A 20,530-nucleotide genomic window follows, 5' to 3' on the forward strand; every position below is an offset into this window, starting at 1 on the left:
ACTGGGCTTCAATCCGCCGGCGCATCGGCCGGCGTACCGAGTAACGCCATCAGGTGCTGTTGGGCGCTGTAGGCCTTTTGCTTGCCGCGTGCTTTGCGGCGCTGATAGTGGCCGTGCGAATCCAGCTCCCATGCGTTGGAGTTGTCCTTCAGGTAAGGCGTCAAACCTTCCGCAATCACCCGCCGTTTCAGGCCCCGGTCCAGCACCGGGAACGCCACTTCAATGCGGCGCAGCAGGTTGCGGTTCATCCAGTCCGCGCTGGCCAGCATGACGTCGTGGGCCAGGTCGTTGCGGAAATAATAGATGCGGCTATGTTCAAGGAAGCGGCCGATGATGGAGCGCACCCGGATATTCTCGGACAGCCCCGGCACGCCCGGCATCAGGGTGCAGGCGCCGCGCACGATCAGGTCGATCTTGACCCCGTCCTTCGAGGCGGCATACAACGCCCGGATTACCGGTTCATCGGTTAATGCATTGATTTTAGCGATAATCCGGCCCGGTCGCCCGGTTTTCGCTATTTTTGCCTCGTTCCTGATCGCCTTGATGATCTGGTCCTGCAACGCGAACGGCGCCAGCCAGATATGGTTCATGCGCTGCGGCCTGGTCAGGCTGGTCAGGTGCATGAAGACTTCGTTGACGTCGCGCCCCAGTTGCGGCTCGCAGGTCAGGATGCCGAAGTCGGTATAGAACTTGGTCGTGGTCGGGTGGTAGTTGCCGGTGCCGAGGTGGGCGTAGTAGCCCAGTCCGCCTTCGTCGCGGCGGATCACCAGGGCGATCTTGGCGTGGGTTTTCAGGCCCACCACGCCATACACCACCTGGGCGCCGGCCTGCTCCAGCTTGTCGGCCCAATTGATATTCGCTTCCTCGTCGAAGCGCGCCATCAGTTCCACCACCACCGTGACTTCCTTGCCGCTGCGCGCCGCTGCAATCAGCGCTTCCATCAGGTCGGAGTTCATGCCGGTGCGGTAGACGGTCTGCTTGATCGCTACCACCGCCGGGTCGAGCGCCGCGCTGCGGATGAAGTCGATCACCGTCTGGAAGCTTTGATACGGATGGTGCAGCAGGATGTCATGCTTGCGGATGGTGGCGAAGATGTCATTGTTGACGGTCTTGGCCTGCACGCCGGCGATGAAGGGCGGGAAGCGCAGCTCGGGGCGGCGTGCCTGTTCCACGATCTCGTTCAGGCGCACCATGTTTACCGGGCCGTCGACGCGGTACAGGCGGCTCTGGTCCAGGCTGAACTGGTCCAGCAGGAATTGCGACAGCTCGGGCGGGCAGTTCTTGGCCACCTCGATGCGCACCGAGCGGCCATAGGCGCGGCCTTGCAACTCGCCCTTCAGCGCCTGGCGCAGGTTTTTCACTTCATCTTCATCGACCCACAGGTCGGAGTCGCGGGTCACCCGGAACTGGGAATAGGCCATCACGTCGCGCCCGGCAAACAGCTCGGAAATATGGGCGTGGATGACCGAGGACAGCAGGCAGAACGACACGCCGCCTTCTTTGGACAGGTGGTCCGGCAAGCGGATCACGCGCGGCAGTACGCGCGGCGCCTTGACGATGGCGATGGCGGTGCCGCGCCCGAAGGCATCCTTGCCGCTCAGCGCAACGATGAAATTGAGGCTCTTGTTAACAACTTGCGGGAAAGGGTGGGCCGGGTCGAGGCCGATCGGGGTCAGCAAGGGACGCACTTCACGGTCGAAGTAATCCTTGACCCAGGCCCGCTGGGCTTCGTTGCGCTGGCTGTGGCGCACGATGTGGATGCCTTGGGCCTTCATTTCCGGCAGCACTGCCGTATTAAATATTTCGTACTGGCGCTTGACCAGTTCATGACATTCATGGCCGACCCGTTCCAGCGTGGCCGCCAGGGCAGGGTGGGCGGCCAGGTCGCCGTCGACGCTGGCGGCGGCCAGCAGGCTGGCCACCCTGACTTCAAAGAACTCGTCCAGGTTGCTGCTGACAATGCACAAGTAGCGCAAACGCTCGAGCACAGGGATGGTGGCGTCTTCCGCCTGGGCCATCACGCGGCGGTTGAACGCCAGCTGTGACAGCTCCCGATCTAGGAATGCTGTTTTCATAGCTATTAGTGTATTTTGGAAATATGACAAGTATGTGACAGTGTCCTACAACTAATTTTTACGTGTCATAAAGCTGTCATATTGACGTCATACACTGCGCAGCATTCAACCCAACCCCTGAAAAGGACCTTTGATATGCGCATGAAACAGTTGTTGACCTCCTTCGTTGTTGGCGCTTCCGCGGCAATGACGTTCTCGACCGCCTTTGCAGCGGACATGACCGGCGCAGGCGCAACTTTCCCTTATCCGATCTACGCCAAGTGGGCTGAAGCCTACAAAGCGTCCACCGGCAACGGCCTGAACTACCAGTCGGTCGGTTCCGGCGCAGGTATCAAGCAAATCAAAGCCAAGACCGTCGATTTCGGCGCGTCCGACATGCCGCTGAAAGCTGAAGAGCTGGACGCTGACGGCCTGATGCAGTTCCCGGCCATCATGGGTGGTGTGGTCACCGTGGTGAACCTGGACGGTATCGCCCCTGGCCAACTGAAACTGACCGGCCAGGTCGTGGCGGACATCTACCTGGGCAAGATCACCCAGTGGAACGATGCGGCCATCGCCGCCCTGAACCCGGGCGTGAAGCTGCCGGCCGCTGAAATCACCGTGGTGCACCGCGCCGACGGCTCCGGCACTTCCTTCCTGTTCACCGACTACCTGTCGAAAGTGAACCCGGAATTCAAGACCAAGATCGGTGCCGGCACCGCGGTCAAGTGGGTAACCGGCGTAGGCGGCAAGGGCAACGACGGCGTCGCCGCCAACGTGCAGCGTATCAAGGGCGCCATCGGCTACGTGGAATGGGCTTACGCCAAGAAGAACAAGATCGCTCACACCCAGCTGAAGAACAAGGATGGCAACTACATCCAGCCTGACGACGACAACTTCAAGGCCGCCGCCGCCAACGCGGAATGGACCAAGACCCCAGGCTTTGGCGTGGTGCTGACCGACCAGGCCGGCAAAACCTCCTGGCCGATCACCGGCGTGTCCTACATCCTGATGCACAAGCAGCAGGCTGATGCGAACAAGGGCAAGGAAGTCATCAAGTTCTTCGACTGGGCGTTCAAGAACGGCGACGCCGCAGCTACCGAACTGGACTACGTGCCGCTGCCTGACACCGTGGTGAAGCTGGTGCAGGGTTCGTGGAAAGCCAACCTGAAAGATGCTTCGGGCAAGCCGCTGAACTGATTCTTCCTAAAACCGGCACTTCGGTGTCAGACCCGCAGGGTCTGACACCGGGTTACCGGTGGAACGAGGAAGCTAAGCGGGGCAGCTTGAACAAAAGGCCGCCCCGGTTAGCTAAACCAAAAAACTAAATCATGAGTGCAGACATCACCTCACCAGCCCCCCTCCAGTTAGCGGAACCCGCCACCATGAGTGTCTCCGTAGCTGCCATGCAGTCCGTGGTGCGCAAGCAGCGCATCCAGGACTGGTTCTTCCACAAAATCACGATGGTATTCGCGCTGACCGTATTGTTTGTACTGGTCGGCATTATCATTTCCCTCATCAACGGCGCCATGCCTGCCCTGAAAGAATTCGGGCCTGGCTTTGTCACCACCGTCGAATGGGATCCTGTCAATGACCAGTTCGGCGCGGCAATTGCCATCGTCGGCACCCTGGCCAGCGCCGGTATCGCCCTGCTGATCGCCTTCCCGGTCAGTTTCGGCATCGCGCTGTTCCTGACCGAGGTCTGCCCGGTCTGGCTGCGCCGCCCGCTGGGTACCGCGATCGAACTGCTGGCCGGCGTGCCCTCGATTATTTACGGCATGTGGGGCTTGTTCGTGTTCGCGCCGATGTTCAGCGAATATGTGCAGCCGCTGCTGAAATCCACCCTCGGCGCCGTGCCGTTGATCGGTGCGCTGTTCAAGGGCCCGACCATGGGCATCGGCATCCTGACCGCCGGCCTGATCCTGGCTGTGATGATCATCCCTTTCATCGCTTCGGTGATGCGCGACGTGTTCGAGATCGTGCCGGCCGTGCTGAAGGAATCGGCCTATGGCCTGGGCTGCACGCGCTGGGAAGTGGTGCGCAAGGTGGTGCTGCCTTACACCAAGACCGGTGTGGTGGGCGGCGTCATGCTGGGCCTCGGCCGCGCATTGGGTGAAACCATGGCGGTGACCTTCGTGATCGGTAACGCAGCCAAGCTGCCGACCTCGCTGTTCTCGCCGGGCAGCTCGATCGCCTCGACCCTGGCCAACGAATTTGCCGAAGCGTCGAGCACGCTGCACGTGTCCTCGCTGTTCGCGCTGGGCCTGCTCCTGTTCATGATTACCTTTATTGTCCTGTCCGGCGCCAAGCTGATGCTGATGGGCCTGTCGCGCAAGGAGGGCGTGAAATGATCCAGACCAAGAATCCTGTCTACCGTAAGCGCCTGTTCTACCACCGCGTCGGCATGGCCCTGTCCGTGGGCGCCATGTCGCTCGGCCTGGTCGCGCTGCTGTGGATCCTGGCAACCCTGCTGGTCAACGGTTTCTCCGCCCTGAGCGTGCAGATGTTCACCGCCGATACCCCGGCGCCGGGCAGCGATGGCGGCGGCCTGCGCAACGCCATCGTCGGCTCGCTGATGATGGTCGGCCTGTCGACGGCGGTGTCGACCCCGATCGGCATCCTGGCCGGCATCTACCTGGCCGAATACGGTGAAGAGAACAAGGTGGCGCAATTGACCCGCTTCGTGACCGACATCATGCTGTCCGCGCCGTCGATCGTGATCGGCCTGTTCGTGTACGCCATGTACGTGGCCAAGGTACAGCACTTCTCCGGGTACGCCGGCTCCATCGCGCTGTCGCTGATCGCGGTGCCGGTGGTGGTGCGCACCACCGACAATATGCTGAAACTGGTGCCGAATTCGCTGCTGGAAGCGGCCTACGCCCTCGGCGCGCCGCGCTGGAAGGTGTCGGTGATGGTGCGCCTGCGCGCCGTCAAGGCCGGCGTGATGACCGGCGTGCTGCTGGCCGTGGCCCGCGTGGCAGGCGAGACCGCGCCGCTGCTGTTCACCGCACTGAACAACCAGTTCTTCAGCGCCGACATGAACCAGCCGCTGGCCAACCTGCCGGTCGTGATCTACCAGTTCGCCATGAGCCCATACGACAACTGGCGCGAGCTGGCATGGGGCGGCGCGCTGATCGTGACCTTCAGCGTCCTGGCACTGAACATCCTGTCGCGCACTGTGTTTGCGCAAAAAGCACCAAAATAACGAGTACAGATCATGACCCAAGCTAGCAAAATTATCGAAATCTCCGGCCTGAACTTCTACTACGGCAAGACGCGCAGCCTGCACAACGTCAACCTGGACATCCACGAGAAGAAGGTGACCGCCTTCATCGGCCCGTCCGGCTGCGGAAAATCGACCCTGCTGCGCACCCTGAACCGCATGTACGACCTGTACCCGGGCCAGCGCGCGGAAGGCGCCATCCGCTACCGCGGCCACAATATCCTGGACGCGGGCCTGGACGTGAACATGCTGCGCGCCAAAGTCGGCATGGTGTTCCAGAAGCCGACCCCGTTCCCGATGTCGATCTACGACAATATCGCCTTCGGCGTGCGCCTGTACGAAGACCTGTCGAAAGGCGAGATGGACGAGCGCGTCGAATGGGCGCTGAAAAAAGCCGCGCTGTGGGGCGAGGTGAAGGACAAGCTGGCCAAGAGCGGCCTGTCGCTGTCCGGCGGCCAGCAGCAGCGCCTGTGCATCGCGCGCGGCGTGGCGGTCAAGCCTGACGTGCTGCTGCTGGACGAGCCGACTTCCGCGCTGGACCCGATTTCCACCTCCAAGATCGAAGAGCTGATCTCCGAGCTGAAAGAGGACTACACGATCGCCATCGTGACCCACAATATGCAGCAGGCGGCACGCTGCTCCGACTACACCGCCTATATGTACCTGGGCGAACTGGTGGAATTCGGCGAAACCGACCAGATTTTCATGAATCCTGTGCGCAAAGAGACTCAGGACTACATCACCGGCCGTTTTGGTTAATCCCGGCTAATCAGAAAAAGAGAGAACAGACATTATGATGGGCGAACATTCCTCCAAGGCTTACGACACCGAACTCGAAGGCATCCGCTCCAAAGTGCTGCTGATGGGCGGCATGGTCGAGACCATGTTCCTCGATGCGATGACCTGCTTCCGCATCGGCAACCTGGAACGCGCCGAACGCGTGATTGCCGAAGACGCCAACGTCAACCAGCTGGAAGTGCAGCTGGACGACCAGTGCAGCCACCTGATCGTCAAGCGCCAGCCGACCGCCAACGACCTGCGCACCGTGATGGCCACCCTGAAGGTGATCACCGACCTGGAACGCATCGGCGACGAAGCGGCCAAGATCGCGCGCATTACCAAGGCCCTGCACGCGCGCGGCGCCGTCACCCTGAATCACTACGAAATGGTGCGCACCATCGCCACCGCCACCAGCGACCTGCTGCACGATGCGCTGGACGCTTTCGCGCGCGGCGACCAGAAGCAGGCGCTCGAACTGATCGCCCAGGACGCGGTGATCGACCACGAATACCGTTCGATCATGCGCAACCTGATTACCTTCATGATGGAAGATCCGCGTACAATCTCGGCAGCGCTGGACACGATGTGGGTGGCCAAGGCCATCGAGCGCATCGGCGACCACGCCAAGAATATCGCCGAATACGTGATCTACGTGGTGGAAGGCAGGGATATCCGCCATACCCACGGAGCGACCCAAGAAGCAAGCAAATAAATGGCATCCGACAAAACGACTGTACTGATTGTTGAAGATGAGCCGGCCATCGTTGAGCTGGTGAGGTTCTCGCTGCGGGAAGCGGGCTGGAACTGCGTGGTGGCGCAATCGACGCAAGAGGCATGGGAAGTCATGCAGACCCGCACCCCGCAGCTGGTGCTGCTGGACTGGATGCTGCCGGACCAGAGCGGCCTGCGCCTGCTGGCCCGCATCCGCGGCGACCGCCACTTCGCCGCCGTGCCGGTGATCATGCTGACTGCCAAGAGCATGGAAGAGGACAAGCTGGCCGGCTTGAACGGCGGCGCCGACGACTACATCACCAAGCCGTTTTCGCCGCGCGAACTGCTGGCCCGCGCCCGCGCGCTGTTGCGCCGCAAGAGCCCTGAGCTGGCCGAAACCCAGCTCAAGGCCGGGCCGGTGGTGCTGGATCCGGTCAGCTGCACGGTGTCGATGCACGATAATAAGATCGACATCGGGCACGCCGAATACAAGCTGCTCAAGTTCTTCATGGCCCACCCGGAGCGCGTGTTCTCGCGCAGCCAGTTGCTGGACAAGGTGTGGGGCGACCATGTGGTGATCGAGGAGCGCACGGTGGACGTCCATGTACTGCGCCTGCGCAAGGCGCTGAAAGATGCTGAGCACCTGATCAAGACGGTGCGCAGCGTGGGATATATGCTGACTGAAAAGCCATGAATCCAAAAGTCGTGTTCTGGGTACCGGTCGCGATCAGGCTGGGCTTCCTGCTTGCCGGGGCAGGCCTCGTGTGGTGGTGGTTCGGCCTGGCGGCCGGCATCGTCACGGCGTTTGCCGGCGTGCTGGCCGCGGTGTTCATCCAGCTCAAATACCTTTACCAGCTCAGCGAATGGCTGGACAAGCCGGAATCGGGCCGCCTGCCGGACGGCTGGGGCGAGTGGACCAATATCTTTTCGCGCCTGTACCGCCTGCGCCGCGACGACGAAAAAAACCAGGCCGAGCTGACCGAATGGCTGGCGCGCTTCCGCCAGGCCATGCACCTGCTGCCGGACGGCGTGGTGATCATGGACGACGTCTTGTTCCTCGAATGGTGCAACCCGGCGGCCGAAGAACACCTGGGACTGCAGCAAGCCCGCGACAAAGGCATGCGGGTGACCAACCTGGTACGCAGCCCGGACTTCATGGATTACCTGATCCTGGGGCGCTACGACCAGCCGCTGACGCTGAATTTCCGCGGCCGCAAGCTGGTGGTGCACATCATCCCGTTTGAAAACCGCCGCCAGATCCTGGTCACGCACGATATTACCGAGACCCAGCGCGCCGAGATGATGCGCCGCGACTTCATCGCCAACGCCTCGCACGAGCTGCGCACGCCGCTGACCGTGATTGCCGGCTTCCTCGAGATCGCCGCCTCGATGGAACTGGACCCCGAGACCCGTGCCGCCCATCTCAAGCTGATGACCGAGCAAAGCCACCGCATGCAGCACCTGATCGAAGACATGCTGACCTTGTCGCGGCTGGAATCGGTCGACCACCCGATGCGCCCCGAGCACGTGCACATCGGCGCCTTGCTGGAGCAGGTGCTGCATGAAGCGCGTGCGCTGTCCGGCGGCAAGCACGAGATCTCGCTGGAAGTGCACGGCGGCGACGTCATGGGCAATATGGACGAATTGCATAGCGCCTTCGGCAACCTGGCCTCGAACGCGGTGCGCTACACGCCGGCCGGCGGCGCCATCCGCCTGCGCTGGGAAGACACGCCGACCGGCGTGCAATTCCAGGTACAGGATACCGGCATCGGCATCAACCCCGAGCACATCTCCCGCCTGACCGAGCGTTTCTACCGCGTCGACAAGAGCCGCTCGCGCGAAACCCAGGGCACGGGCCTGGGCCTGGCCATCGTCAAGCACGTGCTGCTGCGCCACAGCGGCAAGCTGAACATCAGCTCCGAAGCGGGGCAGGGCAGCACCTTCACGGTCAGCCTGCCGAAATCGCTGGTCTCCACCACCGTCGAGCCCGCCCAAGCCGCTTAAATTAGAAAGTTAGAAAATGGGGACGTAGAAAATGGGGACGTACCCCATTTTTATGAATAAATGGGGTACGTCCCCATTTATTAGGTAAAATCTGCTCGCCTAAAAAAACGAGCAGATTAACCACTACATGCAACTGAAACGTTTCGCTTTTGCCATCCTGGCCGCCGCTGCGCTGGCCGGCTGCCAGACTCCTTCGACTACCGTTAGCACCGACTTGCCGCCGCCGATCAAATCGACCGACGTGCCGCTGGTTTCCGTTGAGCCACCGCTGCCGCAACCGCCGGTACAGCCGGTTGCGCCTGTCCTGCGCAAGGTGAAGATCGGTCTGGCCCTCGGTGGCGGCGCGGCGCGCGGCTTCGCGCACATCGGCGTGATCAAGGCGCTGGAGGCGCAAGGCATCGTGCCCGATATCGTGGTCGGCACCAGTGCCGGTTCGGTGGTGGGGGCGCTGTATGCCGCCGGCAATGACGCCAAGACCTTGCAGAAGATGGCGATCGACCTGGACGAGTCGGCCATTTCCGACTGGGCGCTGCCGCTGTTCGGCAAGTCTTCCGGCGTGCTGAAAGGCGAGGCGCTGCAGTCCTTCGTCAACAAGGCGGTCGGCAACCGGGTCATCGAAAAACTGAAAATGCCGTTCGGCGCGGTGGCGTCGGACCTGAAGACCGGCGAACCTATCTTGTTCCAGCGCGGGAATACCGGCATGGCGGTGCGCGCCAGTTCGGCCGTGCCGGGCGTGTTCCAGCCGGTGAAGATCGGCGACCATACCTACGTCGACGGCGGCCTGGTGGCGCCGGTGCCGGTGCGCTTTGCGAAAGAAATGGGCGCGGAATTCGTCATCGCGGTGAATATTTCGACCCAGGCGGAAGCGCAGGCCACCAATTCTTCGCTGGAGGTCATCATGCAGACCTTCTCCATCATGGGCCAGCGCATCAACCAGCTCGAACTGCGCGATGCCGATATCGTGATCCAGCCGCCGCTGGGCAAGATGGGTTCCGCCGAATTCACCAACCGTTCGGGCGCCATGCAGGCGGGCGAGCGGGCAACCTTGGCCGTCATGGCGCAATTGAAGCAGAAGCTGAAGGCGCGCCGCGAGACGCCGGCCCCATAATTATCAGGAAACGAGAGAATGATCACCAAGCAAGTGCTGTCCCTGGACGACATCAAGAAAATCGCCGCTGCCGCCGAAGCGGAAGCCATCAAGAACAACTGGGCCGTCACCATCGCCATCGTCGATGACGGCGGCCACCTGCTGTGGCTGCAGCGCCTGGACGGCGCGGCGCCGCTGTCCTCGCACATCGCGCCGGCCAAGGCGCGCCTGTCGGCCCTGGGTCGCCGCGAAACCAAGATTTACGAAGAAATGATCAATGGCGGCCGTACTTCCTTCGTCGGCGTGCCGATGGTGGAAGCCCCGCTGGAAGGCGGCGTCAATATTGTGGTCGATGGCCATACCATCGGCGCGGTGGGCGTGTCGGGCGTGAAGTCCAGCGAAGATGCACAAATCGCCAAGGCGGGTATTGCCGCATTGGCGTAAGTCTTGCAATTGAGGCAATGACTTCCTAGAATACAAGCAGGGGGGAGTTATGAGACTGCCGGTTGCCTTGCTGCTTTGCCCAGTTATCCTGTCGGTGCCGCTGCATGCTGAAGAGCTGCAGCTGTCCGTCATTTCACGCAGCACCACCCATGCCGACCTGTGGAAAGCGGCGGAAATCGCTTTCCAGCGCGCCGGCGTCACCGCGGTGGTGCGCGAAGTATCGCCCGAGCGCTCCGCCGTGCTGGCCAACCAGGGCAGCACGGATGGCGACGTGGGGCGCTCTTCCGGCCTCGAGAAAACCTTTCCCAACCTGGTCCAGGTACCTGAACCGATCTACCAATACGCGCCAACGGCCTTCGCGTACAAGCGCTTCGACGTGACGGGCGGCTGGGAGTCGCTGCGTTCGCACACGGTCTGCATCCGGCGCGGCCTGCGCCAGACCGAGCAGCGCACCAAGGACTTGACGCGCCAGGTGCTGGCTGATGAAGCGACCATGCTGCGCATGCTGGCGGCCGGCGGCTGCGACGTCGCTGTCATGGAGCGCAATAACGCCTTGGCACGCGCCGCGATGACGGCGGAACCGCCGCTACAACGCCTGCTGCCGCCGATGGAAGTGATGCCGTTGTATATCTACCTGCACAAGAGCCACGCGGCGCTGGTACCCAAGGTCAGCGCGGCGCTGAAACAGATGCGGGCCGACGGCACCATGCATAAGCTGCTCGGCGAAGGGGAGTAGGCATGAAAGTCCGGGCTGCCTTGTTGTGCGCGCTGGTCTCGGCGCCGCTGCGGGGCCAGGACTTGCAGCTCTTCGTCATTCCGGATACGCCGGCCCATATGGAAGCCTGGAAAACCGTGGCGGCAGCGGCGCGGCGCGCCGGCGTTGGCGTCCAGGTGCAGGCCTTGTCCGCCGAGCGCGGCATGGTGCTGACCAATGAGGGCAAGCTGGACGGCGCCATCGGCCGCACCATGCTGGCTGCGAGCGGCTATGGACAACTGGTGGCGGTGCCGGAACCTGTCTATCTGTACGCGCCGACTGCCTATTCCTACAAGAATATCGATGTGTCGCGCGGCTGGAAATCCCTGCGCGGCCATACGCTATGCATTCGGCGCGGCTATAACGTTACCGAAGAACGCACGGCCGGCGTGCCGCGCCAGCGCCTGGATAACGACGCGTCCCTGCTGCGCATGCTGAAGGCGGGCGGCTGCGATGTCGCCGTCATGGGCCGCAGCAACAAGGAGGTGATGGCGCTGCGCGAACATGATCCGGACTTGCTGCAATTGCTGCCGCCATTGGAAGAAGTGCCGCTTTACCTGTTCCTGCACCGGCGCCATGCGGCCCTGGTGCCGCGCCTGGCCGAAGCCCTGAAACAGCTGAAACGAGAATAGGGCGGGCTTGCCGCCGATGGAACTTTGGGTTATAATTCAAAGGTTTAGCCAATTACCATTCGACCGTAGCGCCTACCTCACACATCCATCATCATCTGACCCGCGAGCCCGGCATTGCGCCCGTACACCCGTGGGTTGTCTGAGTGGCGTCGCTACGGTAACTTAATCAGGAGTTGCCCTTGCCGCCATTTTTTTCTGGCCCAGCCGTTCCAGCCATCCTGGCACTAGCCGACGGAACCATCTTTAAAGGTATTTCCATTGGCGCTGCCGGTCACACGACGGGCGAAGTCGTTTTCAATACCTCCATGACGGGTTATCAGGAAATCCTGACCGATCCATCGTATTCCCGCCAGATCGTCACCCTGACTTACCCGCATATCGGCAACTACGGTATCAATACCGAAGACGTCGAAGCATCCAAAGTCCACGCCGCAGGCCTGATCATCCGCGACCTGCCGCTGATCCACTCGAATTTCCGCTCCAGCCAATCGCTGACCGACTACCTGAAGGCCGAGAACATCGTCGCCATCGCCGGTATCGACACCCGCAAGCTGACCCGCGTGCTGCGCGAGAAGGGCGCCCAGGCCGGCGCCATCGTGACCGGCGTGCAGGGCAACGAGCCGTCCGTGCAGCAGGCACTGGAACTGGCGCGCAGCTTCCCTGGCCTGGCGGGCATGGACCTGGCAAAAGTCGTGACCGTGCCGGAAGTGTACGAGTGGACCGAGACCGAGTGGGAACTGGGCACAGGCTATGGCAAGGTAGCCGATCCAAAGTTCCACGTGGTCGCTTACGACTTCGGCGTCAAGCGCAACATCCTGCGCATGTTCGCTTCGCGCGGCTGCAAGGTCACCGTGGTGCCGGCGCAGACTTCCGCCGCCTACGTGCTGTCGCTGAACCCGGACGGCGTGTTCCTGTCCAACGGTCCCGGCGATCCTGAGCCATGCGACTACGCGATCGAAGCGACCAAGGTCTTCATGGAGAAGAAGATCCCGGTGTTCGGCATCTGCCTGGGCCACCAGATCATGGCGCTGGCCTCCGGCGCCAAGACCCTGAAGATGAAGTTCGGCCACCACGGCGCCAACCACCCGGTGCAGGACCTGGACAGCAAGAAGGTGATGATCACCTCGCAGAACCACGGTTTCGCCGTCGATGCGGACACGCTGCCGGCCAACTGCCGCGTGACCCACGTGTCGCTGTTCGACAATTCGCTGCAAGGCTTCGCCCGCACCGACGTGCCGGCATTCTGCTTCCAGGGCCACCCTGAAGCATCGCCTGGCCCGACCGACGTCGCCTACCTGTTTGACCGCTTCATCAACATGATGAATGCCGCGGAGAAGAAATAAATGCCAAAACGTTCTGACATTAAAAGCATCCTGATTATTGGCGCCGGCCCGATCATCATCGGCCAGGCCTGCGAATTCGACTACTCCGGCGCGCAAGCCTGCAAGGCCCTGCGCGAAGAGGGCTACAAGGTCATCCTGGTGAACTCCAACCCGGCGACCATCATGACCGACCCGGAAATGGCCGACGTGACCTACATCGAGCCGATTACCTGGCAAGTCGTGGAGCGCATCATCGACAAGGAGCGCCCGGACGCGATCCTGCCGACCATGGGCGGCCAGACCGCACTGAACTGCGCGCTGGACCTGCACCGCAACGGCGTGCTGGACAAGTACAAGGTCGAACTGATCGGTGCCACCCCGGAAGCCATCGACAAGGCCGAAGACCGTTCCAAGTTCAAGGACGCGATGACCAAGATCGGCCTGGGTTCGGCCCGTTCCGGCGTGGCGCACTCGATGGAAGAGTCGTGGGCGGTACAGAAGACGGTTGGCTTCCCGACCATCATCCGTCCATCGTTCACCATGGGCGGCAGCGGCGGCGGCATCGCTTACAACGAAGAGGAATTCGAGGCGATCTGCAAGCGCGGCCTGGAAGCTTCGCCGACCAATGAGCTGCTGATCGAAGAATCGCTGCTGGGCTGGAAAGAGTACGAGATGGAAGTGGTGCGCGACAAGGCGGACAACTGCATCATCGTGTGCTCGATCGAAAACCTGGACCCGATGGGCGTGCATACCGGCGACTCGATCACCGTCGCACCGGCGCAGACCCTGACCGACAAGGAATACCAGATCATGCGCAATGCCTCGCTGGCAGTGCTGCGCGAGATCGGCGTGGACACCGGCGGCTCCAACGTGCAGTTCTCGATCAACCCGAAAGACGGCCGCATGATCGTCATCGAGATGAACCCGCGCGTGTCCCGTTCCTCGGCACTGGCATCGAAAGCCACCGGCTTCCCGATCGCCAAGGTGGCGGCGAAACTGGCCGTGGGCTTCACCCTGGATGAACTGCGCAACGAGATCACCGGCGGCGCGACCCCGGCCTCGTTCGAGCCTTCGATCGACTACGTTGTGACCAAGGTACCGCGCTTCACCTTCGAAAAATTCCCGACCGCCGACCACCACCTGACCACCCAGATGAAATCGGTGGGCGAAGTGATGGCGATCGGCCGCACCTTCCAGGAATCGTTCCAGAAAGCCCTGCGCGGCCTGGAAGTGGGCGTGGACGGCATGAACCAGAAGACCACCGACCGCGAGAAGCTGGAAGAGGAGCTGGGCGAGCCGGGGCCGGACCGCATCTGGTACGTGGGCGACGCTTTCGCCCAGGGCTTCACCCTGGAAGAGGTGTACCAGCTGACCAAGATCGACATGTGGTTCCTGGTCCAGATCAAGGAAATCATCGACTTGGAACTGTGGCTCGACACCCAGAAGCTGGAAAACCTGGACAAGAACACCCTGTACAAGCTGAAACAGAAGGGCTTCTCGGACCGTCGCCTGGGCTACCTGCTGCAATGCGGCGACACCGCCGTGCGCAACAAGCGCCGCGAACTGGGCATCCGTCCGGTGTACAAGCGCGTCGACACCTGCGCCGCCGAGTTCTCGACCGATACCGCGTACATGTACTCGACCTACGATGAAGAGTGCGAGTCCAACCCGACCGACAAGAAGAAGATCATGGTGCTGGGCGGTGGCCCGAACCGCATTGGCCAGGGCATCGAATTCGACTACTGCTGCGTGCACGCCGCGCTGGCCATGCGCGAAGACGGCTACGAGACCATCATGGTCAACTGCAACCCGGAAACCGTCTCGACCGACTACGACACCTCCGACCGCCTGTACTTCGAGTCGCTGACCCTGGAAGACGTGCTGGAGATCGTCGACCTGGAAAAACCGGTCGGCGTGATCGTGCAGTACGGCGGCCAGACCCCGCTGAAGCTGGCGCTGGACCTGGAAGCCAACGGCGTGCCGATCATCGGCACCAGCCCAGACATGATCGACGCCGCGGAAGACCGCGAGCGCTTCCAGAAGCTGCTGCAGGACCTGGGCCTGCGCCAGCCGCCGAACCGCACCGCGCGTACTGAAGAAGAAGCGCTGGCGCTGGCACAGGAAATCGGCTACCCGCTGGTGGTGCGTCCTTCCTACGTGCTGGGCGGCCGTGCGATGGAAATCGTGCACGAGCAGCGCGACCTGGAGCGCTACATGCGCGAAGCGGTCAAGGTGTCGAACGACTCCCCGGTGCTGCTGGACCGCTTCCTGAACGACGCCATCGAGTGCGACGTCGACTGCATCTCCGACGGCGACACCACCTTCATCGGCGGCGTGATGGAACACATCGAACAAGCCGGCGTGCACTCGGGCGACTCCGCCTGCTCGCTGCCGCCTTACTCGCTGTCGCAGGAAACCATCGATGAACTGAAGCGCCAGACCTCGCTGATGGCCAAGGGCCTGAACGTGGTCGGCCTGATGAACGTGCAGTTCGCGATTCAGAAGCAGGAACAGGATGATGGACAACTGCGGGACGTCGTCTTCGTGCTGGAAGTGAACCCGCGCGCATCGCGTACCGTGCCTTACGTGTCCAAGGCGACCGGCCTGCAGCTGGCCAAGATCGCCGCGCGCTGCATGGTCGGCCAGAAGCTGGCGCAGCAGGGCATCACCAAGGAAGTCGTGCCGCCTTACTACAGCGTCAAGGAAGCCGTGTTCCCGTTCGTGAAATTCCCAGGCGTGGACACCATCCTCGGCCCGGAAATGAAATCGACCGGTGAAGTGATGGGTGTTGGCGTCACCTTCGCCGAAGCCTTCGTCAAGTCGCAGCTGGGCGCCGGCGTCAAGCTGCCGAAGTCGGGCAAGGTGTTCCTGTCGGTGAAAGCGTCGGACAAGCCGCGCGCCGTGAAAGTGGCGAAAGACCTGGTCGACGCCGGCTTCACCCTGTGCGCCACCAAGGGCACCGCCGCCGTGATCTCCGCCGCCGGCATTCCTGTCACTGCGGTGAACAAGATGTCGGAAGGCCGCCCGCACGTGGTCGACATGATCAAGAACCACGAGATCGTCCTGGTGATCAACACCGTGGAAGAGAAGCGGACCGCGATCAACGACTCGCGCAACATCCGTACCTCGTCGCTGGCGGCGCGCGTGACCACCTACACCACCATCGCCGGTGCCGAGGCGGCCGTAGCCGGTATCCGCCACCTGGACGAATTGCGTGTGTACGATTTACAAGGCCTGCATAAGTCTTTAAACTAAGGCTAAGTAAGTAGTACGCTTGACAATATAACCACAGAGCCCGCGCTGAAGCATGGCGCGGGCTCTGTGCTTTTTAGCAATTTGACCAGAGACTGACATGAATACCGTTCCACTGACTAAATTCGGCGCCGAACTCCTGAAAGAAGAGCTGCACCAGCTCAAGACCAAGGAACGCCGCATTGTCATCGATGCCATCGCCGAAGCGCGTTCGCACGGCGACCTGTCCGAAAACGCCGAATACGATGCCGCCAAGGAGCGCCAAGCCTTCGTCGAAGGCCGTATCGCGGAACTGGAAGGCAAGCTGAGCTCGGCCCAGGTCATCGACCCGTCCACCCTGGATGCCGAAGGCCGCGTGGTGTTCGCCTCCACCGTCGACCTGGAAGACCTGGAATCGGGTCAGAAGGTGAGCTACCAGATCGTCGGCACCGACGAAGCCGACCTGAAGATGAGCAAGGTATCGGTGACCTCGCCGATCGCCCGCGCCCTGATCGGCAAATACGCCGGCGACGTGGTGGAAGTGCAGGCCCCGTCCGGTCCGCGCGAATACGAAATCATCGACGTACGCTACGTTTGATGCTGCTGGCGAAAGTACGCCTGCTGGTAGCCGCCATATGGGCCGGCAGCCTGTGGACGGTCGGCTACCTGGTAGCGCCGACGCTGTTTGCCTCCCTGGACCGGGTGCTGGCCGGCTCGATTGCCGGCCTGATGTTCCATGCCGAAGCGATGCTGTCATTGGGCTGCGGCGCCGCCATGGGCGTGCTGCTGTTCTTCGGCACCCGCGACTGGACGCCAAAGCGCCGCCGCTCGGTGCTGCTGATCGTGGTGGCAATGGTGATGTGCACGGTGGCCAGCCATTTCGGCATCCAGCCGATGATGGCGGCGGCAAAAGCCTCAGGCGACGGCAGCTTTGGCAAGCTGCACGGCATTTCCAGCACCATCTACCTGGTGCAAAGCCTGCTGGCCGCCTGGCTGCTGGTGCGCCAGACGTAAAAAAAATGGGGACGTACCCCATTTTTTAGGAAACTAATTGCTCAATAAATGGGGTACGTCCCCATTTTTTAAGCAACGGTTTTCTTGGTGCCGACTTTCTTCTTGACGCGCTTGATGGTGCCGCCGGCGGTGACGCGTTCGTTCCCTTTCAGCAGGACCTTGCTCACGGATGGCTTCTTGGTGCCGGAGGCGCTTGGCTTGACGATGGTCACCATGCGCATGCCTTTGCCGGCCTTGCCGGAAGAGCTCTTCTCGGCGTCGACTTTCGGGCGGTACAGCACCAGCAGCTTGCCGATGTGCTGCACCGGCGCCGCGCCGGTCTTCTCGCAGATGGTTTCGTACATTTCGATGCGGGCTTCGCGGTCATCACCGAAAACGCGCACCTTGATCAAGCCGTGGGAATCCAGGCCCAGCTCGATCTCCTTCATCACGGATGGGGTCAGGCCGGATTCGCCGACCAGGACGATAGGCTTCAGGCCATGGGCTTCGGCGCGCAGGACACTGCGTTCGGCAGGGGTAAGGTTCAGCATAGTTATTTTTGGATAGTTCTCTTAAAGGCAGTATTCTACGCTAATGGCTAAGAACAAATTAAACAAAAACTGGTTGCACGACCATATTAACGATCCGTATGTGAAGGCCGCCCAGCGCGACGGCTACCGTGCCCGGGCAGCCTATAAGCTGAAAGAGATTGACGAAGATGCCAAGCTGGTCAAGCCCGGCCAGGTGATCGTCGACCTGGGCTGCACTCCCGGCTCATGGGGGCAATACGTGCGCCGCAAGCTGGCGGGCAAGGAGGGCGGCGGCATCAACGGCACCATGATCGGCCTGGACATCCTGCCGATGGAGCCGATCGCCGACATGCACTTCATCCAGGGCGACTTCCGCGAACAGGAAATCCTCGACCAATTGGCCGAAGTGCTGCAAGGCCGTAAAGCGGACCTTGTGTTGTCCGATATGGCGCCCAATTTATCCGGTATCGCGGTGGCCGATGCTGCCCGTATGGAAGACCTTATCGATATCGCCATCGAGTTCAGCCAGCACCATATGAAACCAGGCGGCGCTTTATTGGTAAAGTGTTTCAAGGACCTGGGATTCAGCCAGATCGTCGAAAAATTCCGGCGCGAATTCAAGACCGTGGTGCAGAAAAAACCGAAGGCCAGCCGCGATAAATCGTCGGAAATCTTCTTATTGGGCCGCGGACTCAAAAATCCAGTGGAATAATGCCATTTTGCCCCTTGATTTAGCTGGAAAAACCCACATATCCGGCGCAGGAGTGTGCACCATAGGGCCGGTTTGTAGCACGGCCCGGGTTTAACGAGTAAAATCGGATTTCTGCTACAGGTAACTGGTGCGCCTTGCGCATCCAAGGAGTTTTCGTGAATAACATGTTTTCTAAATCGGCTATCTGGGTCGTTGTAGCCTTGCTGCTATTTATGCTGTTTAAGCAATTCGACAGCCACAGCATCGCCGGCGGCGCAAAGCCTATCGCTTATTCCGATCTGTTGGATGAGGTCAAAGCGAAGCGCGTCAAAGATGTCCTGATTGAAGGGCAGACTATTACTGCCACCCGCGTTGACGATTCCAAAGTCCGCACCACCTCCACCTTCCTCGACCGTGGCCTGATCGGCGACCTGCGCGACAATGGCGTGCGCTTCGATGTGAAACCGCCGGAAGAGCCAGGCATCCTGCAACAGGTCTTCGTGTCCTGGTTCCCGATGCTGCTGCTGATCGGCGTGTGGGTGTTCTTCATGCGCCAGATGCAGGGCGGCGGCAAGGGCGGCGCGTTCTCCTTCGGCAAGTCGAAGGCGCGCATGCTGGACGAAACCAATAACACCGTGACCTTCGCCGACGTGGCAGGTTGCGATGAAGCCAAAGAGGAAGTGACCGAGATCGTCGACTTCCTGAAAGACCCGACCAAGTTCCAGAAACTGGGCGGCCGTATTCCACGCGGCGTGCTGATGGTTGGTCCTCCAGGTACCGGTAAAACCCTGCTGGCACGTGCCATTGCGGGCGAAGCCAAGGTGCCGTTCTTCTCGATTTCCGGTTCGGACTTCGTTGAAATGTTCGTCGGCGTGGGTGCCTCCCGCGTGCGCGACATGTTCGAGAACGCCAAGAAGCATTCGCCTTGCATCATCTTCATCGACGAGATCGACGCCGTGGGCCGTCATCGTGGCGCCGGCATGGGCGGCGGTAACGATGAACGCGAACAGACCCTGAACCAGCTGCTGGTTGAGATGGACGGCTTTGAAGCCTCGTCCGGCGTGATCGTGATTGCCGCGACCAACCGTGCCGACGTGCTGGACAAGGCGCTGCTGCGTCCGGGCCGTTTCGACCGCCAGGTTTCCGTGGGCCTGCCGGATATCCGCGGCCGCGAACAGATCCTGAACGTCCACATGCGCAAGGTGCCGATCAGCACCGACGTGAAGGCCGACATCCTGGCGCGCGGTACCCCGGGCTTCTCCGGCGCCGACCTGGCCAACCTGGTCAACGAAGCTGCCTTGTTTGCCGCGCGCCGCAACAAGCGCCTGGTCGACATGAGCGACTTTGAAGATGCGAAAGACAAGATCTACATGGGCCCGGAACGCAAGTCCATGGTGATCCGCGAAGAAGAGCGCCGCAATACCGCTTACCACGAGTCCGGCCACGCCGTGGTGGCCAAGCTGCTGCCGAAGGCCGATCCGGTCCACAAAGTGACGATCATGCCGCGCGGCTGGGCCCTGGGCCTGACCTGGCAGCTGCCTGAGCACGATAATATTTCGGGCTACAAGGACAAGATGCTGGAAGAGATTTCCATCCTGTTCGGCGGCCGTATCGCGGAAGAGATCTTTGTCGGACAGATGTCGACCGGCGCGTCCAATGACTTCTCCCGCGCCACCAAGCTGGCCCGTGCCATGGTTACCAAGTACGGCATGTCCGATGCATTGGGCGTAATGGTGTACGAAGACAGCCAGAACGACGGCTGGCTGGGCGGCGCCAACAAGACCATCTCGGAAGCGACGCAGCAGAAGGTGGATGCGGAAATCCGCACCATCCTCGACACCCAGTACGCCCTGGCGCGCAAGCTGCTGGAAGAGAACCGCGAGAAGGTCGAAGTGATGACCAAGGCCCTGCTGGAATGGGAGACCATCGATGCAGACCAGGTGAACGACATCATGGCAGGCCAGGAGCCACGCCCACCGAAGGCCGGCACCACCATCCGCAAACAGCCGGGTAGCGACGGCCCAGGTTCCAGCCCGAACCCGAACGCCACTGCCCCAGCTTAATCGCCTTTAAA

At 61.5% G+C, this 20,530-nt stretch carries 19 protein-coding genes; 17 read left to right on the forward strand and 2 right to left on the reverse strand.

Annotated features, from left to right (window positions below; all coding sequences use genetic code 11):
* Positions 1 to 8 precede the first annotated feature (8 nt).
* Positions 9 to 2,075: a polyphosphate kinase 1 gene (gene ppk1, locus BM269_RS10160; RefSeq protein ID WP_090436896.1), complete on the reverse strand. Its 2,067-nt coding sequence runs from the start codon at positions 2,073 to 2,075 to the stop codon at positions 9 to 11.
* 135 nt (positions 2,076 to 2,210) lie between these two features.
* Here ppk1 and pstS point away from each other — a divergent pair, with 135 nt between their 5' ends.
* The 15 genes from pstS (at position 2,211) to BM269_RS10235 (ending at position 17,256) form a co-directional block, all read left to right on the forward strand.
* Positions 2,211 to 3,254: a phosphate ABC transporter substrate-binding protein PstS gene (gene pstS, locus BM269_RS10165; protein ID WP_090436897.1), complete on the forward strand. Its 1,044-nt coding sequence runs from the start codon at positions 2,211 to 2,213 to the stop codon at positions 3,252 to 3,254.
* A 185-nt stretch (positions 3,255 to 3,439) separates the two neighbouring features.
* Positions 3,440 to 4,405, forward strand: a complete 966-nt coding sequence (gene pstC, locus BM269_RS10170; RefSeq protein ID WP_229204577.1) for a phosphate ABC transporter permease subunit PstC — start codon at positions 3,440 to 3,442, stop codon at positions 4,403 to 4,405.
* Positions 4,402 to 5,259 carry a phosphate ABC transporter permease PstA gene (pstA, locus tag BM269_RS10175; protein WP_090436899.1) on the forward strand — a complete coding sequence of 286 codons (858 nt, stop codon included), beginning with the start codon at positions 4,402 to 4,404 and terminating at the stop codon, positions 5,257 to 5,259. Before pstC ends, pstA begins: the two co-directional genes overlap by 4 nt.
* Before the next feature lie 12 nt (positions 5,260 to 5,271).
* Positions 5,272 to 6,036 (forward strand): phosphate ABC transporter ATP-binding protein PstB, encoded by a 765-nt coding sequence (pstB, locus tag BM269_RS10180; RefSeq protein WP_090436900.1) that lies wholly within the window; start codon positions 5,272 to 5,274, stop codon positions 6,034 to 6,036.
* A gap of 34 nt (positions 6,037 to 6,070) precedes the next feature.
* Positions 6,071 to 6,769: a phosphate signaling complex protein PhoU gene (phoU, locus tag BM269_RS10185; protein WP_090436901.1), complete on the forward strand. Its 699-nt coding sequence runs from the start codon at positions 6,071 to 6,073 to the stop codon at positions 6,767 to 6,769.
* Positions 6,770 to 7,462 carry a phosphate regulon transcriptional regulator PhoB gene (gene phoB / locus BM269_RS10190; protein ID WP_090436902.1) on the forward strand — a complete coding sequence of 231 codons (693 nt, stop codon included), beginning with the start codon at positions 6,770 to 6,772 and terminating at the stop codon, positions 7,460 to 7,462. It begins immediately after the preceding gene.
* The gene (gene phoR / locus BM269_RS10195; RefSeq protein WP_090436903.1) at positions 7,459 to 8,772 is read left to right on the forward strand and encodes a phosphate regulon sensor histidine kinase PhoR; all 1,314 of its coding nucleotides are present in this window, start codon (positions 7,459 to 7,461) and stop codon (positions 8,770 to 8,772) included. Before phoB ends, phoR begins: the two co-directional genes overlap by 4 nt.
* Positions 8,773 to 8,899: 127 nt before the next feature.
* A complete protein-coding gene (locus BM269_RS10200) occupies positions 8,900 to 9,880 on the forward strand; it encodes a patatin-like phospholipase family protein (protein WP_090436904.1) in 981 nt (326 codons plus the stop codon).
* Between the two features lie 18 nt (positions 9,881 to 9,898).
* Complete coding sequence (locus tag BM269_RS10205; RefSeq protein ID WP_090436905.1) at positions 9,899 to 10,303, forward strand: heme-binding protein; 405 nt, start codon at positions 9,899 to 9,901, stop codon at positions 10,301 to 10,303.
* A gap of 49 nt (positions 10,304 to 10,352) precedes the next feature.
* On the forward strand, positions 10,353 to 11,039 hold the full coding sequence (locus tag BM269_RS10210) for a substrate-binding periplasmic protein (protein WP_090436906.1): 687 nt from the start codon (positions 10,353 to 10,355) through the stop codon (positions 11,037 to 11,039).
* Between the two features lie 2 nt (positions 11,040 to 11,041).
* Positions 11,042 to 11,689 (forward strand): type 2 periplasmic-binding domain-containing protein, encoded by a 648-nt coding sequence (locus BM269_RS10215; RefSeq protein ID WP_090436907.1) that lies wholly within the window; start codon positions 11,042 to 11,044, stop codon positions 11,687 to 11,689.
* A 179-nt stretch (positions 11,690 to 11,868) separates the two neighbouring features.
* Positions 11,869 to 13,032 (forward strand): glutamine-hydrolyzing carbamoyl-phosphate synthase small subunit, encoded by a 1,164-nt coding sequence (gene carA / locus BM269_RS10220; protein WP_090436908.1) that lies wholly within the window; start codon positions 11,869 to 11,871, stop codon positions 13,030 to 13,032.
* A complete protein-coding gene (carB, locus tag BM269_RS10225) occupies positions 13,033 to 16,266 on the forward strand; it encodes a carbamoyl-phosphate synthase large subunit (protein ID WP_090436909.1) in 3,234 nt (1,077 codons plus the stop codon).
* Positions 16,267 to 16,363: 97 nt separating this feature from the next.
* Positions 16,364 to 16,840, forward strand: a complete 477-nt coding sequence (gene greA, locus BM269_RS10230) for a transcription elongation factor GreA (protein ID WP_090436910.1) — start codon at positions 16,364 to 16,366, stop codon at positions 16,838 to 16,840.
* Positions 16,840 to 17,256 carry a DUF4149 domain-containing protein gene (locus tag BM269_RS10235; RefSeq protein ID WP_090436911.1) on the forward strand — a complete coding sequence of 139 codons (417 nt, stop codon included), beginning with the start codon at positions 16,840 to 16,842 and terminating at the stop codon, positions 17,254 to 17,256. Before greA ends, BM269_RS10235 begins: the two co-directional genes overlap by 1 nt.
* A gap of 68 nt (positions 17,257 to 17,324) precedes the next feature.
* On the opposite strand, the gene yhbY is transcribed toward BM269_RS10235, so the two are convergent.
* The gene (gene yhbY / locus BM269_RS10240) at positions 17,325 to 17,786 is read right to left on the reverse strand and encodes a ribosome assembly RNA-binding protein YhbY (protein ID WP_090436912.1); all 462 of its coding nucleotides are present in this window, start codon (positions 17,784 to 17,786) and stop codon (positions 17,325 to 17,327) included.
* Positions 17,787 to 17,829: 43 nt separating this feature from the next.
* Between yhbY and BM269_RS10245 the strand changes: the two genes are divergently transcribed.
* Positions 17,830 to 18,477 carry an RlmE family RNA methyltransferase gene (locus BM269_RS10245; protein WP_090436913.1) on the forward strand — a complete coding sequence of 216 codons (648 nt, stop codon included), beginning with the start codon at positions 17,830 to 17,832 and terminating at the stop codon, positions 18,475 to 18,477.
* 155 nt (positions 18,478 to 18,632) lie between these two features.
* Positions 18,633 to 20,519: an ATP-dependent zinc metalloprotease FtsH gene (gene ftsH / locus BM269_RS10250; RefSeq protein WP_090436914.1), complete on the forward strand. Its 1,887-nt coding sequence runs from the start codon at positions 18,633 to 18,635 to the stop codon at positions 20,517 to 20,519.
* The last annotated feature ends 11 nt before the right edge of the window (positions 20,520 to 20,530 follow it).

Origin of the sequence: Duganella sp. CF458 (assembly GCF_900113115.1) — a bacterium.
Taxonomy (GTDB): domain Bacteria; phylum Pseudomonadota; class Gammaproteobacteria; order Burkholderiales; family Burkholderiaceae_D; genus Rugamonas.

Excerpts from the sequence above, each read along its gene's own strand:
- ppk1 (WP_090436896.1), bottom strand. The coding sequence starts at position 2,075 with ATGAAAACAGCATTCCTAGATCGGGAGCTGTCACAGCTGGCGTTCAAC.
- pstS (WP_090436897.1), top strand. The coding sequence starts at position 2,211 with ATGCGCATGAAACAGTTGTTGACCTCCTTCGTTGTTGGCGCTTCCGCG.
- pstC (WP_229204577.1), top strand. The coding sequence starts at position 3,440 with ATGAGTGTCTCCGTAGCTGCCATGCAGTCCGTGGTGCGCAAGCAGCGC.
- pstA (WP_090436899.1), top strand. The coding sequence starts at position 4,402 with ATGATCCAGACCAAGAATCCTGTCTACCGTAAGCGCCTGTTCTACCAC.
- pstB (WP_090436900.1), top strand. The coding sequence starts at position 5,272 with ATGACCCAAGCTAGCAAAATTATCGAAATCTCCGGCCTGAACTTCTAC.
- phoU (WP_090436901.1), top strand. The coding sequence starts at position 6,071 with ATGATGGGCGAACATTCCTCCAAGGCTTACGACACCGAACTCGAAGGC.
- phoB (WP_090436902.1), top strand. The coding sequence starts at position 6,770 with ATGGCATCCGACAAAACGACTGTACTGATTGTTGAAGATGAGCCGGCC.
- phoR (WP_090436903.1), top strand. The coding sequence starts at position 7,459 with ATGAATCCAAAAGTCGTGTTCTGGGTACCGGTCGCGATCAGGCTGGGC.
- BM269_RS10200 (WP_090436904.1), top strand. The coding sequence starts at position 8,900 with ATGCAACTGAAACGTTTCGCTTTTGCCATCCTGGCCGCCGCTGCGCTG.
- BM269_RS10205 (WP_090436905.1), top strand. The coding sequence starts at position 9,899 with ATGATCACCAAGCAAGTGCTGTCCCTGGACGACATCAAGAAAATCGCC.
- BM269_RS10210 (WP_090436906.1), top strand. The coding sequence starts at position 10,353 with ATGAGACTGCCGGTTGCCTTGCTGCTTTGCCCAGTTATCCTGTCGGTG.
- BM269_RS10215 (WP_090436907.1), top strand. The coding sequence starts at position 11,042 with ATGAAAGTCCGGGCTGCCTTGTTGTGCGCGCTGGTCTCGGCGCCGCTG.
- carB (WP_090436909.1), top strand. The coding sequence starts at position 13,033 with ATGCCAAAACGTTCTGACATTAAAAGCATCCTGATTATTGGCGCCGGC.
- greA (WP_090436910.1), top strand. The coding sequence starts at position 16,364 with ATGAATACCGTTCCACTGACTAAATTCGGCGCCGAACTCCTGAAAGAA.
- BM269_RS10235 (WP_090436911.1), top strand. The coding sequence starts at position 16,840 with ATGCTGCTGGCGAAAGTACGCCTGCTGGTAGCCGCCATATGGGCCGGC.
- yhbY (WP_090436912.1), bottom strand. The coding sequence starts at position 17,786 with ATGCTGAACCTTACCCCTGCCGAACGCAGTGTCCTGCGCGCCGAAGCC.
- BM269_RS10245 (WP_090436913.1), top strand. The coding sequence starts at position 17,830 with ATGGCTAAGAACAAATTAAACAAAAACTGGTTGCACGACCATATTAAC.